This is a genomic window from Marinobacter sp. C1S70, assembly GCF_000475355.1.
Classification (GTDB): domain Bacteria; phylum Pseudomonadota; class Gammaproteobacteria; order Pseudomonadales; family Oleiphilaceae; genus Marinobacter; species Marinobacter nauticus.
This window is the reverse complement of record NZ_AXBW01000084.1, coordinates 142,865-158,457: the sequence shown is the minus strand read 5'-3', so window position 1 is coordinate 158,457 and position 15,593 is coordinate 142,865. Positions and strand designations below refer to the sequence as shown.

At 58.6% G+C, this 15,593-nt stretch carries 15 protein-coding genes; 6 read left to right on the top strand and 9 right to left on the bottom strand.

Annotation, left to right across the window (positions count from 1 at the left end; translation table 11 throughout):
• The first annotated feature begins 30 nt into the window (after window positions 1–30).
• The 6 genes from Q669_RS18375 to Q669_RS18350 all read left to right on the top strand — a co-directional run bounded on the left by Q669_RS18375 (window position 31) and on the right by Q669_RS18350 (window position 6,244).
• Window positions 31–945: a FecCD family ABC transporter permease gene (locus Q669_RS18375; RefSeq protein ID WP_050999037.1), complete on the top strand. Its 915-nt coding sequence runs from the start codon at window positions 31–33 to the stop codon at window positions 943–945.
• Entirely contained in the window at window positions 945–1,739 is a 795-nt protein-coding gene (locus tag Q669_RS18370) for an ABC transporter ATP-binding protein (RefSeq protein WP_011783830.1), read from the top strand. Before Q669_RS18375 ends, Q669_RS18370 begins: the two co-directional genes overlap by 1 nt.
• Window positions 1,740–1,898: 159 nt before the next feature.
• Window positions 1,899–3,206 carry a cobyrinate a,c-diamide synthase gene (locus Q669_RS18365; protein ID WP_022993401.1) on the top strand — a complete coding sequence of 436 codons (1,308 nt, stop codon included), beginning with the start codon at window positions 1,899–1,901 and terminating at the stop codon, window positions 3,204–3,206.
• 34 nt (window positions 3,207–3,240) lie between these two features.
• The gene (gene cobO / locus Q669_RS18360; RefSeq protein ID WP_011783832.1) at window positions 3,241–3,852 is read left to right on the top strand and encodes a cob(I)yrinic acid a,c-diamide adenosyltransferase; all 612 of its coding nucleotides are present in this window, start codon (window positions 3,241–3,243) and stop codon (window positions 3,850–3,852) included.
• Window positions 3,853–5,322 carry a cobyric acid synthase gene (locus Q669_RS18355; protein WP_011783833.1) on the top strand — a complete coding sequence of 490 codons (1,470 nt, stop codon included), beginning with the start codon at window positions 3,853–3,855 and terminating at the stop codon, window positions 5,320–5,322.
• 253 nt (window positions 5,323–5,575) lie between these two features.
• Complete coding sequence (locus tag Q669_RS18350; RefSeq protein WP_011783834.1) at window positions 5,576–6,244, top strand: DNA-3-methyladenine glycosylase I; 669 nt, start codon at window positions 5,576–5,578, stop codon at window positions 6,242–6,244.
• Window positions 6,245–6,258: 14 nt separating this feature from the next.
• On the opposite strand, the gene cobS is transcribed toward Q669_RS18350, so the two are convergent.
• The 9 genes from cobS to Q669_RS18305 all read right to left on the bottom strand — a co-directional run bounded on the left by cobS (window position 6,259) and on the right by Q669_RS18305 (window position 15,413).
• Window positions 6,259–7,020: an adenosylcobinamide-GDP ribazoletransferase gene (gene cobS / locus Q669_RS18345; protein WP_011783835.1), complete on the bottom strand. Its 762-nt coding sequence runs from the start codon at window positions 7,018–7,020 to the stop codon at window positions 6,259–6,261.
• 75 nt (window positions 7,021–7,095) lie between these two features.
• Window positions 7,096–8,844 carry an ArnT family glycosyltransferase gene (locus Q669_RS18340; RefSeq protein WP_011783836.1) on the bottom strand — a complete coding sequence of 583 codons (1,749 nt, stop codon included), beginning with the start codon at window positions 8,842–8,844 and terminating at the stop codon, window positions 7,096–7,098.
• A gap of 9 nt (window positions 8,845–8,853) precedes the next feature.
• On the bottom strand, window positions 8,854–9,522 hold the full coding sequence (locus Q669_RS18335) for a TVP38/TMEM64 family protein (RefSeq protein ID WP_022993399.1): 669 nt from the start codon (window positions 9,520–9,522) through the stop codon (window positions 8,854–8,856).
• Window position 9,523: 1 nt separating this feature from the next.
• Complete coding sequence (locus Q669_RS18330) at window positions 9,524–10,291, bottom strand: glycosyltransferase family 2 protein (RefSeq protein WP_011783838.1); 768 nt, start codon at window positions 10,289–10,291, stop codon at window positions 9,524–9,526.
• Window positions 10,292–10,378: 87 nt separating this feature from the next.
• Window positions 10,379–11,791: an ATP-binding protein gene (locus tag Q669_RS18325; RefSeq protein ID WP_011783839.1), complete on the bottom strand. Its 1,413-nt coding sequence runs from the start codon at window positions 11,789–11,791 to the stop codon at window positions 10,379–10,381.
• The gene (locus tag Q669_RS18320) at window positions 11,788–12,471 is read right to left on the bottom strand and encodes a response regulator transcription factor (RefSeq protein ID WP_022993398.1); all 684 of its coding nucleotides are present in this window, start codon (window positions 12,469–12,471) and stop codon (window positions 11,788–11,790) included. The genes Q669_RS18325 and Q669_RS18320 overlap by 4 nt, the downstream gene beginning before the upstream one ends.
• Before the next feature lie 24 nt (window positions 12,472–12,495).
• Entirely contained in the window at window positions 12,496–14,043 is a 1,548-nt protein-coding gene (locus tag Q669_RS18315; protein ID WP_022993397.1) for an ArnT family glycosyltransferase, read from the bottom strand.
• Window positions 14,027–15,034, bottom strand: coding sequence for a glycosyltransferase family 2 protein (locus Q669_RS18310; protein ID WP_036149969.1), 1,008 nt, complete (start codon window positions 15,032–15,034; stop codon window positions 14,027–14,029). Before Q669_RS18310 ends, Q669_RS18315 begins: the two co-directional genes overlap by 17 nt.
• Window positions 15,006–15,413 (bottom strand): GtrA family protein, encoded by a 408-nt coding sequence (locus Q669_RS18305; RefSeq protein WP_011783843.1) that lies wholly within the window; start codon window positions 15,411–15,413, stop codon window positions 15,006–15,008. The genes Q669_RS18310 and Q669_RS18305 overlap by 29 nt, the downstream gene beginning before the upstream one ends.
• Between the last annotated feature and the right edge of the window lie 180 nt (window positions 15,414–15,593).

Sequence of the window (15,593 nt, the reverse complement as noted above, 5' to 3'; positions counted from 1 at the left end):
TTGGTGCTGGCTCTGGCCGGCGTGCTGGCCATGGTGATCTCGGTCGGTGTTGGCAGCGTGGCGATATCACCTGCTGATGTGCTGTCGGTGTTTCTGGGTGAAGGCTCGAATCTCCAGCGCACGCTGATCCTTGAACTCCGGCTACCCAGAACCTTGTCGGCCTTTGCCACCGGAGGTTTGCTGGCCGTGGCCGGGGCCCTGATGCAGGTATTGCTGCGTAACCCGCTTGCCGATCCCTATGTTCTGGGCCTGTCCGGCGGCGCCGCTGTTGGTGCGTTGTTGGCGATGCTGGCGGGACTTGGCGGCGCGGTTATTTCCGGTTCTGCCTTTGCCGGTGCCCTGCTCGCGACCTTGATGGTGTTTGGGCTGGCCCATGGCACTGGCAGCTGGACGCCCTCCCGCCTGTTGCTGACCGGGGTGGTGGTGGCCGCTGGCTGGGGTGCGGTGATTACCCTGATGTTGGCGATCAGCCCGGCCCGGGAGTTGCCGGGCATGCTGTACTGGCTGATGGGCGATGTGTCTTACGCCCGGATACCATGGCCCGGACTGGGATTGTTGACTGTTGTTTGTGTTCTGGTGGTGCCACTGGGTCGGAGCCTGAATGTGTTGGCTCGGGGACCGATGCAGGCGGCGGCATTGGGTATTTCGGTTCGCCCGCTGGAATGGCTGATTTACATTCTCGCCAGCTTGCTCACCGCCACGGCGGTCACCATGGCGGGCAGCATAGGCTTTGTCGGCCTTGTGGTTCCACATATGCTCCGGCTGGTGTTGGGCAATGATCAGCGACTGATTCTGCCAGCCTGTGCCTTGGCTGGCGGTACCCTTCTGGTGCTGGCGGATACCCTGGCGCGGGTGGTGATCGCACCGGAACAGCTGCCGGTGGGTGTGATCACCGCGTTGCTGGGTGTTCCCACCTTCCTGTACCTGTTGTACCGGAGTCGCTGATGAACGCCATGCAGAGCCGCCACATGCAGACCCTGAGTACCCGGAACCTGGTGATTGATATTCCCGGCCGCGTCGATGGCTACCCGCTGGATTTAACGATCGGCTCCGGTCAGATCTGGGGCGTACTCGGCCCCAACGGTGCCGGCAAGACCACTCTGCTGCATACCCTTGCAGGCCTTCGTTCGCCCCGTGCCGGTGAGCTGTATCTCGAGGATGTGCCGGTATCCGGATTAAAGCGCCGTGTGTTCTCTCAACAGCTGGGGCTGGTGTTCCAGGACCGGCAGGATGGCTTCCCGGCAACGGTAATGGAAACCGCGCTGATCGGTCGCCATCCCTGGTTGTCTCCGTGGCAGATGGAAGGGGCAGACGATCTGGCTATGGCGCAAAGGGCTCTTGAAGCGTTGGATGTCCTGCACCTGAAAAACCGTCTGGTCACTACCCTGTCTGGCGGGGAACGCCAGCGTGTGGCGATTGCCACCCTGATGACCCAGTCGCCTCATACCTGGTTGCTGGATGAACCGACGAATCACCTGGATCTGCATCACCAGGTGGCCGTCATGAAACTGCTCACCGACCGTGCGGCAGCGGGTAATGCCATTTTTATGTGCCTGCACGACCTGAACCTGGCTGCCCGCTGGTGTGATCATATTCTGTTGATGTACCCCAACGGCGAAGCCTGCTGGGGCCCGGCAGAAAGGATGCTGGTGCCGAACGCTCTGGAACGTTTGTACAACCAGCAACTGGCAACGGTGGAAGTGGATGGCGCGCCTTTTTTCGTGCCAAAACGAGTCTAGCTCAGAAGTATCGCGAGGGTAGCGGGGCAGGGCTTTCCGGGACTGTCTGCAGCAGGGATGCTGCAGTCAAGCTTACAGGGATGTATTCACAGCGTGTCCCGGAAAGTCCTGCTCCGCTGCCCGTCTGCACCAAATTCAGACGACAGGGAATAGCAACACATGCCAGACAACAAAATCCCGGCTGCCATGATCACCGCCCCGGGATCCGGCCAGGGCAAGTCCATGGTCACCGCCGCCCTGGCCCGACTGCACCGGAACGCCGGCCGTAACGTCCGGGTGTTCAAACACGGGCCGGATTACCTGGACCCCATGGTGCTGGAGGTAGCCTCCGGTAACCCGGTTTACCAGTTGCACCCCTGGATGACCGGCGAGGACGAGTGTCGGTGGCGGCTGGCCGAGGCCGCCCAGAGCGCGGACCTGATTCTGGTGGAGGGTTCCATGGGCTTGTTTGATGGCAGCCCCAGCAGCGGCGACCTAGCCAAACTGGCGGGTATTCCGGCCCTGCCCGTGATTGATGCCAAAGGTATGGCTCAGACCTTCGGCGCGGTTGCCCTCGGCTTGGCGAGCTTTGATTCCGAACTCCCTGTTCATCAGGTAATTGCCAACAAGATTGGCAGTCCTTACCACGGCGAGCTGCTACGGGAGAGTCTGCCGGAAGGCATCAGCCTGCTGGGAGCGATACCCCGAAACGATGCCATGAACATTCCGGACCGGCACCTTGGTCTGGTCCAGGCGGCTGAAATGGACGACCTCAGTGATCGGCTGGATAAGGCTGCCGAAGTCATGATGTCAGCGGGTCTGGATGTGCTGCCCAAGCCCGTATCTTTTCATTATGAGGCACCTTCCCGGCCAGAACAGCTGCTGGCGGGGCTCAGGATCGCGGTTGCCAGGGATGCGGCCTTCAGTTTTATCTATCGCGCCAATCTGGATCTGCTCACAGCCATGGGCGCTGAGCTGGTGTATTTTTCGCCCCTGAAAGATTCGGAAGTGCCGATGGCCGATGCACTCTGGCTACCGGGCGGTTATCCAGAGTTGCATGCTGGGACCTTGGCGGAGAATCAGGCCATGCTCGCGTCGATTCGCGCCTTCCACCGGGCCGGTAAACCCATTCTGGCAGAGTGCGGTGGTCTGATGGCCTGTGCCGAAGAGCTGGCAGATAAAGACGGCAAAGTACATAGTCTGCTGGGCCTGGTGCCCGGGCGGGCGACCATGGCTAACCGACTGACCGCATTGGGTCTGCAAAGTCTGGAAACCCAGCTCGGCGGGTTGCGGGGCCACACCTATCACCATTCCAGTCTTGAGACCCCATGGCAACCTGCCGCCAGGGCCAAGAAACAGGCTGGCTCTGAAGGTGAGGCCGTGTATCGCGACCAGAAACTGGTGGCCAGCTATTTTCACGGATACTTCCCGTCAGCGCCTGCTTTGATTAGCGCGATCTTTCGCGGTGAGGAAGTCCGGTTTTCCTGAGCAACTCGAACGCCTTAACCCAAGGAGAGTCATCATGCGTGAACGCGCCAAAGACCCCGAACGCCATGCCAGGCGCATGGCAGCAAAACAGAAGATCATGCAGGAACGCATTGCCAGAGCCCAGAAAGAACAGGGCGTGTTGCTGGTGCTCACGGGCCCCGGCAAGGGCAAGAGCAGTTCCGGCTTTGGCATGGTGGCCCGGGCTCTGGGCCACGGTATGAAAGTGGGCATCGTCCAGTTTATCAAAGGCGCATTCAGCACCGGTGAGGAAGCGTTTTTCCGGGAGCTGCCGAACGTCACCTACCACGTCATGGGACAGGGCTACACCTGGGATACCCAGAACCGGGAACAGGATGTGAAGAGCGCAACCGATGCCTGGGAAGTTGCAGCAAGCATGCTGAGCGATGACAGCTATGACCTGGTACTGCTGGATGAACTGAATATCGCCCTGAAGTACGACTACATCGATCTCGATAGGGTGCTGGACGACCTGCAGGCCCGTCCGGAAATGCAGCATGTGGTGGTCACCGGTCGCGGGGCTCCGCAGGAACTGATTGATCTGGCTGATACGGTCACCGAGATGGGTGTGGTCAAACATGCCTTCAAGGATCAGGGCATCAAGGCCCAGAAGGGTGTGGAGCTGTAAATGCCCACCCTGATGGTGCAGGGCACCACCTCGGATGCTGGCAAAACCACGGTGGTGGCGGCGCTGTGTCGCTGGCTGGCCCGGCAGGGGGTCTCAGTCGCGCCATTCAAGCCCCAGAATATGGCCCTGAACAGTGCAGTCACCGTGGATGGCGGCGAGATTGGCCGTTCCACGGCGTTACAGGCGCTGGCCTGTGGCCTGGAGCCCCACAGCGACATGAACCCGGTGTTGTTGAAACCCCAGAGCGATTGCGGCGCCCAGGTGATCTTGCGGGGCAAGGTCCATGGCAATATGGATGCTCTGGATTACCACGCCTACAAAGCTGAGGCGATGAATTCGGTGATGGCGAGCTGGCGGGATCTGAGCGCTCGCTACGATGTGGTCATCGCCGAAGGCGCCGGCAGCCCCGCGGAAATCAACCTGCGGGCCAACGACATTGCCAACATGGGTTTTGCCGAAGCCGCCGATTGTCCGGTGTTGCTGGTAGGGGATATCGACAAGGGCGGTGTTTTCGCCCAGTTGGTGGGCACACTGGCGTTGATATCCGACAGTGAGCGGGGCAGGACGGCGGGTTTTGTCATCAACCGGTTCCGGGGCGATATTGCGCTGTTGGAGCCCGGGCTGGACTGGCTGACGGAACACACGGGCAAGCCGGTGTTCGGCGTTTTGCCATACCTGCACGGGTTAGTGATCGACTCCGAAGACAGCGTCAGTGCCGCCGGCACCAGCGAGGCCGGCGCCCTGAAAGTGGTGGTGCCGGTATTGCCCCGGATCAGCAACCACAACGATTTTGATCCGTTGCGACTCCACCCGGGCGTTGACCTGGTGTTCGTGGGGACGGATGAACCCATTCCGCCAGCGGATCTGATTATCTTGCCCGGCAGCAAAAGCACCCGGCACGACCTTCAGTGGCTGAAGCAACAAGGCTGGCCGGAGGCCATCCAGAAACACCTGCGGTATGGCGGCAAGCTACTGGGTATCTGTGGCGGCTTCCAGATGCTGGGGCTTAAAGTGGAAGACCCGGAAGGGCTGGAAGGTGAAGTCGGCACTACGAAGGGCCTGGCCCTGTTCGAGATGGTTACTCGTATGGTGCCGGGCAAGCAGCTTCGAATGGTAAATGGCGGGCTGACCTCCCATGTTGCCAGCACGGCGGTGACAGGCGCTCTGAAAGGCTATGAAATGCACAACGGTGTCACGGAAGGCGCGGCGCTGGTGCGCCCATTTGCAGAGCTGGAAGGCAGGCCGGATGGCGCCGTCAGTGCGGATGGCCAGGTGGCGGGCACCTATATCCACGGCGTCTTCGACGAGCCAGCCGCCTGCAAGGCCATTCTGGCCTGGGCAGGACTTAAAACACAGGGCGAGCAGTCGGTGGACTACCAGCGTCACCGTCTGCAGCAGCTTGATCGCCTGGCCGATCAGGTGGATCAGTGCCTGGACACGGACCGGTTAAGGAGCCTGTTGCAGTTGTGAGTAACCCGAATGATCCCTTCACCGATGCCCAGCGCGAAGGCCCCAATGTCCTGGGTGAGAATTCTGGATCAGGATGTAATGCTGGAGGATCTTGTGCATGGTAATAGCTGGGGACAGCCGATTGCGCATAAGAAACTGGAAAAGTACCTCGCCGGGGAGTGATGGGTACCATAAAAAACTATTATCGTTTTCCTCATAGGTCCCGAATTGGGTACGATCCGACCCGATTTGGGACTTCTGTTCAGGGGGTGAGATGAAGTTTTCTGTGTTTTACCAGCAGGCCTTGGCCCGGAAGGGTGGCGAGCAGGCCCTGAAATCCCTGTTGCCTCCGGTCACCGAAAAACATCGCCTGGCGGAGGTCGGCGACGACCGTTACCTGTCCGAGATCACCCGATGCATTTTCAAGGCTGGTTTTGTCTGGCGGGTAATCGAGAACAAGTGGCCGGATTTTGAGGCGGCCTTCGAAGGGTTTGTGCCCGCCTACTGGCAGCAGGTGCCGCCAGAAGTGCTCGAGCAGCTGGCTACAGACGAGCGTATCGTTCGCAACATGCAGAAGATCCGGACCGTGCCGGAAAATGCCCGGATGATCATGGATGTGGCGAAAGACCATGGCAGCTTTGGTCAGTTTCTGGCCCAGTGGCCGTCGACCGATCAGGTGGGGCTGCTGCTCTACCTGAAGCGTAACGGTGAGCGTCTGGGCGGGAACTCAGCCCAGTACTTCCTGCGCCGGGTGGGTTGGGATGGCTTTATCCTGTCCCACGATGTGGTTACCGCCCTGACCCGGGCCGGAATTCTGGATGCCTCACCGGCCAGCAAGAAAGGCATGAGCCAGGCCCAGGAGGCGTTCAACCGTTGGCACGAAGAGACGGAAATGCCCATCAGCCACCTGTCCCGGATAGTGTCCTTCACGGTGGATAACTGACGATTTCCCGAGCGTTAGAGAAACAGCAACAGCGCCAGTTCACTGAACACGACAGCTGCGCCCAGGGTGTCGCCGGTGTAACCACCGAGCTGGCTACGAAGATAGCTGCCCCAGAACACAGCAACCAGCAGGACGGCCGTTATGGCTGCGGGAATCAGTAACGGCTGCCAGAGTGATAATCCGGCTGCCAGCAACAATACAAACCCCGCGGCCGCCAGCAAACGGCTGCGGGAGAAACCGTCTGCCACCGGCTTGGATTTACTCTTATCGGGGTCAGTGACGTACGGCAGGCAGGCCATCAATATCAGTGGTGTCAGCCGGGAAACCGCAGGTGCCACCAGCAACGCAAGCCAGATCAATTCAGCCTCAGCCAGCAGAGCTACTTTCAGCAGCAAGGCCATCACCAGTGCCACTGTGCCATAGGTTCCGATCCGGCTGTCTTTCATGATCTCCAGTCGTTTTTCAACGGTATAGCCGCCGCCGAGAGCATCAACACTGTCGGCCAGGCCATCTTCGTGGAAGGCCCCGGTGATAAACAGGTGCAGAATAACTACCAGGATAATGGCCGCCAGCGGGCTGGCCACCAATGAGAACAGAAAGTAGGCGGCGCAATAGCCAAGGCCGAGCAGAAGGCCCACCAGGGGAAAATAAACGCTGCTCTGGTTCATCAGGCGCTGGGAGTAATCAATCCGAACGAGCATTGGGATACGAGTCAGGAAGCCCAGGGCCAGCCAGAAGGCCTGCCATTCTTGTGCAATCTGCGAGCGAGGGAGCAAGGGCGCCTCCTTGAGAATTCAAAAGCGCCCATTGTACGTGAGACCAACAAAATTTGCGGTGTTCTCAGGGTTGCATCAGTCCAACCACTTCCCGGGGTTTTCGGTGGTAAAGCGTGTCACCTTGTCCGGTGGTTCACAGCTGTCAGTCATGTCCTGGTCGCTCAGCAGCACGTAGGTATCCCGGTGAGCGGTGCCAATTGATTTTGCGCCGTCAGTGGTGAAGCACGACAGAGCATGCCGATCGGCCACAATGAGGTAACTGTCTGGCGTCTTCTTCATCCAGACCCATGCATTACGATCTTCCTGTTCCAGTGAACTGAAGAAGCTGAAATGAGTGAAATCCCGCTTCGAGAAAAGAATAAACTGTTCACGGAAATCAATCATGCCAATCTGCCCGCCGGCAGGCACGAACTGCTCGGCTGCGGCGAGCACATTTCTGGGTGTGCGCAATGGCTCGAGAATCCGATAACCCCAGGTTGTGAACACCAGCCAACTCACCATCAGGGCAATGAACCAGCGCCCGAGTGCCCGACAGCGCCAGAACGCCATGAGACTTGCGACCCAGATAAAACCAAGGGTGAACAACAGGGTGCCGGCTTCGTGCAGTCGAGCCGGATCCTGGGTGTAGTCAGCGACCTTTTCCACCAGACGAGGGTGGTCATTCCAGGCTAGGACGCCCAGGATGATCAAGGCTGCACCAAGCAGCAGATGCAGAACACTGATGACCGCCCCGAACCAGCGTGCCGGGTTTTGTCCACTCAATGCCGGGGCCAGGCTCAGGGCCAGTGCCGGCAAAGCCGGGAGCACATAGACCCCGCGTTTACCCGGGCTCAGGCTGAAAAATGCCACCACCAACACGACCCACGCCAGCAGAACCACCACGTCCAGCCTGTGTTTGAGAATCTCACGAATGGGCCGCAGCAGTGCCAGGAATAGCAGCGGCAGCGGAAACCACAGCGAGGGAATCACGCTGACGACGTAGTAATACCAGGGCTGAATGTGCCCCCAGGAATCGGCATAGCGCTCACCGGTCTGTTTGAACAGAATGTTGTCGCGATAGGCCAGGGCCTCGTCCGTGCCCAGGTGACTGACGGCCAGCACCATCGGCACCAGCCAGGCTGCCACAACGGCCAGCATGACCAGGGGGCCGAGGGCGCAGCGCCAGCGGAGTGTGCCCTGAAACCGAGAAGTGTCCTGCAGTTTCAGGGCCAGTATCGGAATGAACAGCAAGGCGGGCAGAAAGCCAACCCCTTTGGTAATAATGCCAAGCCCCATAAAGGCCCAGGCCACGAAATACCAACGCCAGGACGGCTGCACGAAAAAATGCCGGATCAGACCGTAACAGGCCACCATGATCCAGCAGGCCACCATGGCATCAATCTGGGCTCGCTGGGCCTGAATCAGGAACTGGGGTGCCACCATCAGCAGCAGTGCGGCAATGGCGCCGGTGCGTTGGTTCCACAAGCGTGTGCCCAGATCGAACACCAGGCCCAGGGTTAGCAGGCTGCACAGGGCGTTCGGCAGCAGAAACGCGATTTTCAGGTTGCCGGTCAGCCAGTAGAAAAAGGCGATGGCCCACATGAACACCGGTGGTTTGTCCGGGTAGAGTTCGCCGCCCCGCATGGGCAGCAGCCATTGCCCGGAGGCCACCATTTCCCGGGCGACTTCGGCGAATCGCGGTTCGTCGGCGGGCCACGGAGAGCGTAACCCGATGCCGGTCAGAATCATGAGTGCCGCGAAGGCCAGTACCACCAGTAACAATCGGTTGTACGGCAGATTGAATAAGGTGTCGGGTAAACGCCGAAGACGGAAGTCGAGTGTCATAATCGCAACTCAGGAGGGGTCAGATACGGAATCAGCAAGGGTCTGATTGCGCTGGTTGTGATACAGGTAAGCGCCAATGGCACTTGCCAGCGCGAACAGAACCGCGCTTATCACAAGCTGATCGAGACGGGCCTGGCCAATCCCTGCGCCGGCCATTGCAAAGATCACCATCTGGGGCAGGTAGCCAAGAACGCTGCCCAACAAAAATGGGACGAATCGTATCCCGGAACACCCGGCGAGGAGATTGGTGACAAGATTGCTGCCTACCGGCAACAGCCTGATCATGAGTATTTTGAGCAGAGTGCCTTCCGTGAACAGCAGGTCAAAACGTTGCATGCGATCTGAAAAACGGTTCAGGAGTGCTTTTCGCAAAAGCCAGCGTGCGACAAAAAAGCAGCCTGTCGCGCCAATGGCTGTAGCGATAGTCGATAGGATCGCACCCTGAATGCTGCCTGCGGCAAATCCCAGAACGAAAGCGAGGACCTGTCTGGGGGCTCCGAATCCAGTGAAAAGTGCACCGAGCAGCGTAATGGCTGAAAGTCCTGCCAGCCCATTACTGTTCAGGAAATCTGCCACGCGCTCCTGATCGGTCAGAAAACCGAACCAGTCCCCGCTCATGGTCAGATAGCCTGTTAATACCAGGATGGCGAAAGATAGCCAGCGCAGTCCCGAAGCCATATCAAGCCCGTTCCGTTGCCGGTCGACTGTTGTTCGGATCCTCTAGGTTTGCAATTTGAGGAACTCGTGTGCGGTGAAGTAACCACATAACGCCGATCATATCGACGATTCCGGCCCATGCACGGTTCCAGGCATTGTATTTGGAAATCCCGGCCATTCTTGGGCGATGATTGACCTCGACAATGGCGATTTCGCCTCCCGCGCCTTTCACCAGCGCGGGAATGAACCGATGGGCGTGATCGAACCACGGCAGTTTGAGAAAGGTCGATCGGGGAAACAGCTTCAGTCCACAGCCTGTATCGGGAACTCCATCATGTAGAAAGGCGTTGCGAATACGATTAGCCAGGCGTGATTGGAAACGTTTCCATGCTGTATCCTTCCGATTTCTGCGATAGCCGGCAATACAAAAGTCGGGATTGTGGAGTCTGTTCGCTTGTTGCAACAGTGCTGGAATATCGGCGGGGTCGTTTTGACCATCTCCGTCCATTGTCACAATCAGTTGGCCTGTGGCGCGAAGGATACCGGTCGCCAGTGCCCCGCTCTGTCCGATGCTCTGTTCATGTCGAACCGCCAATAGCCTGCCCCCCAAAGCCTCGGCAGTGCGACGAGCTGTTGCCAGTGTCTGGTCGGAACTGCCATCGTCCACGAGCACGACTTCAAAGCCCGGGTAATCCCTCATGACGTTGAAGGTCTCGGTCAGCAGCTTTGCTATGTTTTCCTGTTCATTTTTTGCAGGAATGACCAGTGACAGAGTGCTATGCTGAGACATTGAGGTATTCTCCAAGATGTAAACTAAACCGCGTTGCTGTGCGGTTTATGCCTTGAAGAATTATCTGCCTTAAAGCTTAACCGAATCTTAAGAGCGTTTAGTGAGCGCCGGGCATCGTGCTGGCAGCCATACTTGCACACAAAGCCCGGATTGACCGTCTGCTCTGTCTGCCAGGATTAGATGGCCACCATGGAGCTCTGCAATACGCCGAGCAATCGCCAGCCCTAGCCCTGCGCCTCCTCCTTTACGTTGATCCAGTCGCACAAACCGGCTGAGTGCGCGTTCACGCTCCTCCGCGGGAATTCCAGGACCCTGGTCACAAACCGAAATGGCGTAGCCTTCACCTGCGGGAACGAGATTGGTGGTGATTATGGTATGAGGCGGACTGTATTGGATGGCGTTGGCCAGCAAGGAGCGCATGAGGGTGTTAATCAGGGCACGATGGCAGCTAATCAGGGACTGACCTGTTTCGTCCTGGAGCACCGGCTCTATGTTTTTCTTTAGCGCCAGCGGTGCAACATCTGCGATGCTTTGTTCCAGAATGGCGGAAAGATTGTGATGCTCCGGCGGAAACTGAGCGCCGGAGTCCACCCGACTCAGTAACAGCATTTGTTCGACCAGATGAACCATTCGGTCTACGGCCTGGATAAGGTCTCCATATTGTTCGGGGTTGTCACCGTAAACTTTCTCCAGATTCAGGCGCAGCGCGGCCAATGGGGTTCGCAGCTCATGTGCCGCATCAGCGGAGAAGCGGCGTTCACGTTCCAGAGCCTGATTCAGTCGTCTCAACAGGCCGTTGACTGCGTGCACCAATCCAGCTACTTCTTTCGGAGCCTGACGATCGTCGAGGGGATGGATGTTCTCCGGTGCCATGTTCCGAACCGGTTTTTCGAGCTTTCTCAAAGGCTTGAAACTCACCTGAATTGATGCCAGTACGGCTATGGCCAGTAAAGGTAACGCCAACAGAAAGGGCAGTACGTTGCCCAGTGCAATTTCCTGGCTCAGTTCATCCCGAACGTCTTCTCGCTGGGCGGTACGTATCCAGAACCCGGTCGATGGATCTCGAATGGTAAACGTTCGCCATTGATAGCCGGCGGCTTCCTGCCAGGCAAATCCTGGCTCAAGGCCTTGGGCATCGTTAGCCCGGAGAGTGTCCAGAACAGGTTGTTGATCAGGAGACCAGACTTCGAAAGCGATTTTGCGTTCGTATTTATGCCCGGCACCGTCGGGCAGAATTTCGTCCTCTTCTTCATCGCCCTGAAATAATGCGTCCGGCAATTCGAGAGTTTTCGACAGCGTAAAGGCTAACTGCTCGATAGACTGAGTGCTCGAGAGATGTTCCACCAGCCCCTGCACAATCCGGGTACTTTGTGCCAGCTCCGCATCGAACAGTTCGTCCAACTGGTGATTGCTGACATAGAACCCCCAGCCTGCCGCGATCAGAGTGATCATAAAAACAGTGCTGGTAATTAGCAGAATCAGCTTCCGTGTCAGGCTCATATTTCTTGGCCTTCCGAGGCTGCTTTGCTGTCCAGCATGTAGCCAACGCCGCGCACAGTGCGAATGGCCTGCTTACCCAGCCGCCGGCGCAGATGGTGAACGTGAACTTCCAGGGCGTTGCTCTCGGCACCCTGATCCCAGCCGTAAAGTTGTTCCTCCAAACGTCGTCTGGTTGCCACCTGATCAGGGTGCCGCATCAGATAGTGAAGGATCTGCAGTTCGCTACGGGGTAGCACGAACGTCTCTGTGCCTACCTGCAATTGCGCAGAGTCCGGATCAAGCACGAGTCGCCCCACCTTGAGTCCTGAGACTCGTGTGCCTGAGCGGCGGCGAGTAACCGCCCTTATCCGGGCTTTCAGTTCTGACATGGCAAAGGGCTTGGTCAGGTAATCGTCTGCCCCTGCATCCAGTCCCTGTAGTTTTTCGGTCAGTTCGCTCCGCGCAGTCAGGATGATGATGGGCAACTCTACGCCCTGCTCCCTCACCTGGCGGACAATGTCCAGGCCATCGACACGGGGTAACGTCAAGTCAAGAATGGCCAGGTCAAAGCTCTCGTTCAGTAAGGCGTTCAGAGCCTGTTGGCCATCATCGACCCAATCTACGGTATTCTGGCCGTCCCGCAGCATGCTCAGCATGGTGTTGGCCAGTGGGTGATCGTCTTCGGTTAGAAGTATGCGCATTTGGCTACGCCATCCGGTTGGTTTTTAGCTCAAAGGTTGCTGGTGTTTTTCAGTGTAATGGAATGCGGGCAATTTGCGGTCCGAATTACTGTTCCCAGCCGTATTGTTGGTCATCGGTTCCAGCAGGAACAGCTTGTAACGCCGGTTTTCGTCGACCGGATCGGTAATCTGCTGCAACTGGCCAAGTAAGTCATGCTGGTTTTTTCCCACGGCCACCGCCAAAGGTCGCCGCAGAGTTCCATTCGCGAGCTGAAGACGAAGACTTTCCACGTCAATGCTATCGGCTCTGCCTGCGCTGTAAAACCTGGCCGAAAATGGCGGTTCGCCGGTGTACACAAGCCTGGCCGATGAACGCCCGGCCAGTTGGCTGGCGGTCATCACCAGCTCCCGTTCCGTTTTCAGTTGCTCCGGATGCAGGTAGACCCAGCCGCTGGCAATTGAGCCGAGTAAGGGGATGAACAGGGGGGCGGCTATGGCGGAGCGCTTTAAGCGTCGGCCGGTGTCTGCTGCCAGTAACCCGGAGGCGAGCGCAGCCACAAATGGCAGTCCCGGCAGCACATAGGTCCACAGTATGTTACCGGCCAGGGTAAAGAACACGGCCGGTGCCACCGCGGCCAGGATTACCAGCGCGCTGACATGTTGTTCGCCAGTATGCCATTGCTGCAGCTTGGGAGCGTCGCGCCAGTGGTTGCGAAGCACGCCAGCCACCGCGACAAGCCCCCAGGGCATGCTGGCAAGCACCAGATAGACCCAGATAGTGCCCCGGGGGAAATCGTGGGCGCTGCCGTACAGATCACCCTGCCAGCCGCTGACCACAAAACGCTTGATGTGCTCGCCGACAATGAAGTAATCGAGGAAGCCAGGTGTCTTCAGCTCCGCCAGAACATACCAGGGGGCTGAAATCAGCAGGGTCAGGGCCAGCCCGCGCACCCAGGGCAAACTGTGCCAGAGGGTCTGCCAACGGTTGAAGGTGAGCGCCCAGAGGAACACCGGCAGGCCAGCAAGCACCAGAACCAGTGGTCCCTTGGCCAGCAGGCCAGTAGCCAGGCCGATGAAGAACAGCCAGCCCCAGAGCGGCGGCCCCCCCTGCAGGCGAATGATCAGGCTCACCAGTGTCAGGCTGGTGCCAAGGGCCAGGAATGAATCCGTCATTACCGTGCCGGCAGACAGAAAGCCCAATGCCGTAGTGGCGTAGATTAACGCAGCCCAGAGCCCTTGAGTTTTGGCTCCGTGGCCGAGCGGGTCGGGGTGCAGGTAGCGACGCAGGTTGTAGACCAGCCAGACGATGCCGACATTGGCCAGCCAGGAGGGCAGTCGGCCGGCGAATTCGCTGACGCCGAACAGCTTGAATGACAGTGCCTGAGTCCAGAACGACAGGGGCGGCTTGCCCCAGAAAGGCACACCAATATCGAACCAGGGGGTTATCCAGTCGCCGGTTTCCGCCATAATCCGCGCCATCTCCGCGTAGCGGGGCTCGGTGGTGTCCGCGAACGGCAACAAGGCAGACAGGCCGAGCCTGGCAGCAAGCACCGAGACCAGCAGCCACAGCAAGGTGTTACTGATTCTGGTCATGGCCGGCCACTCGCAGCATGGGTTGTATGTAAGTCATGGTCTCCTGACTATCTTCCGCCACGATAAAGACCGGGCGTTGCTTGGTTTCCATATAGATGCGCCCGATGTATTCCCCCAACAAGCCGACACACAGAAGCTGGACGCCGGACAGGAAGGTGATCATGGCAATCAGGGAGGCATAGCCCGGTGTTGAAATGCCGAAGGCCAGCGCCCGGATTACCTCCCAGAGGCCAACGGTGCCGCCTGCCCCCGCGGCCAGTAAGCCCAGCACAAGAGCCAGTCGCAGTGGTCGGGTCGAGAATGAGGTGATGCCCTCCATGGCCAGGTGTACGAGTTTCAGGTAGTTCCACTTGGTGCTGCCTGCGATTCGGGGGTCGCGATCGAATTCCAGGGTTACGGTGGGCATACCGACCCAGGCAAACATGCCCTTGAGGTAACGGTTGCGTTCCGGAAGCCGGTTCAGGGCCTCGACCGTGCGCCGGCTCATCAGCCGGAAGTCGCCGGTATCGACCGGAATCGGAGAATCGCTGATCCGATTGATCAGACGATAGAAAAGGCTGGCCGTGATGCGTTTAAGCCAGCTTTCGCCGGCCCGGGATCGGCGTTTCATCAGCACGACATCGGCCCCTTTGCGCCATTCGGCAAGCATGTCGGGAATCAGTTCGGGGGGATCCTGAAGGTCTGCATCCATAAGCACCACGGCCTCGCCGCGGGCGTGCTCCAGGCCGGCCGAGACTGCCGCCTCCTTGCCGAAGTTTCGGGACAACTGCAAGACACGGATTTCTGGCTGCCGTTGCCTGGCGGCCATCAGAATTGCGACCGAATCATCCCGACTGCCGTCGTCGACAAACAGCAGCTCAAAGCTGCCGTCGAGCTTTTGCCCGGTTGTCCAGAGTCGAGCCAGCAGGGCCGGGAGCACTTCAGCCTCGTTGTGGACCGGAATAACTATGCTCAGCATAGGTTCAGGGGAGCTTGAGCGTTGTTTTTTCATGGAAAACAAACCTCTTGGCAAAGAAGTAATTGGCAACCGTGACGAGTGCCGTGGCCAGGAACTGTGCTGACAGGACTTTGAGGCCAGCCAGGCTGAGAACGGAGAAGCTGAAAAGGTTCAGGGTCCAGCCCAGACTGGCTGCCGCCAGGTATCGCGGCATCGCGACTCGGTGCGGCAGGTTCGAGGCAAACGCGTACTGATGCTGGGCCACGTAGTTGAAAACCAGTCCGGCCGTGGCTCCGGTTGCTGTTGCTAGCCTGGGGTCAAGCCCGGCCTGAACCAGCAGGCCCATCATCAGCCAATGCAACAGCGTGGCCAGTCCGCCGGCTGCAAGGAAACGGGCAAGTCGGCGTTGAAAAAAATGGCGAGCTTTGGGCATAGGTGTTTGCGTCTGTGTCGATTGTTTTCGGGATAGCCCCGAGGTCGGCCGCAATCTACCCCTCCTTTCTTAAGTGAGCCTTAACCGTGCAGGCACAGAAACCTTAAGGCGCTCTTAAGGTTTCTGTGGTGCCGTCTTAAGACTGGTTTAAGCCAGCCTTTCTAATCTGTCAGCCATGAC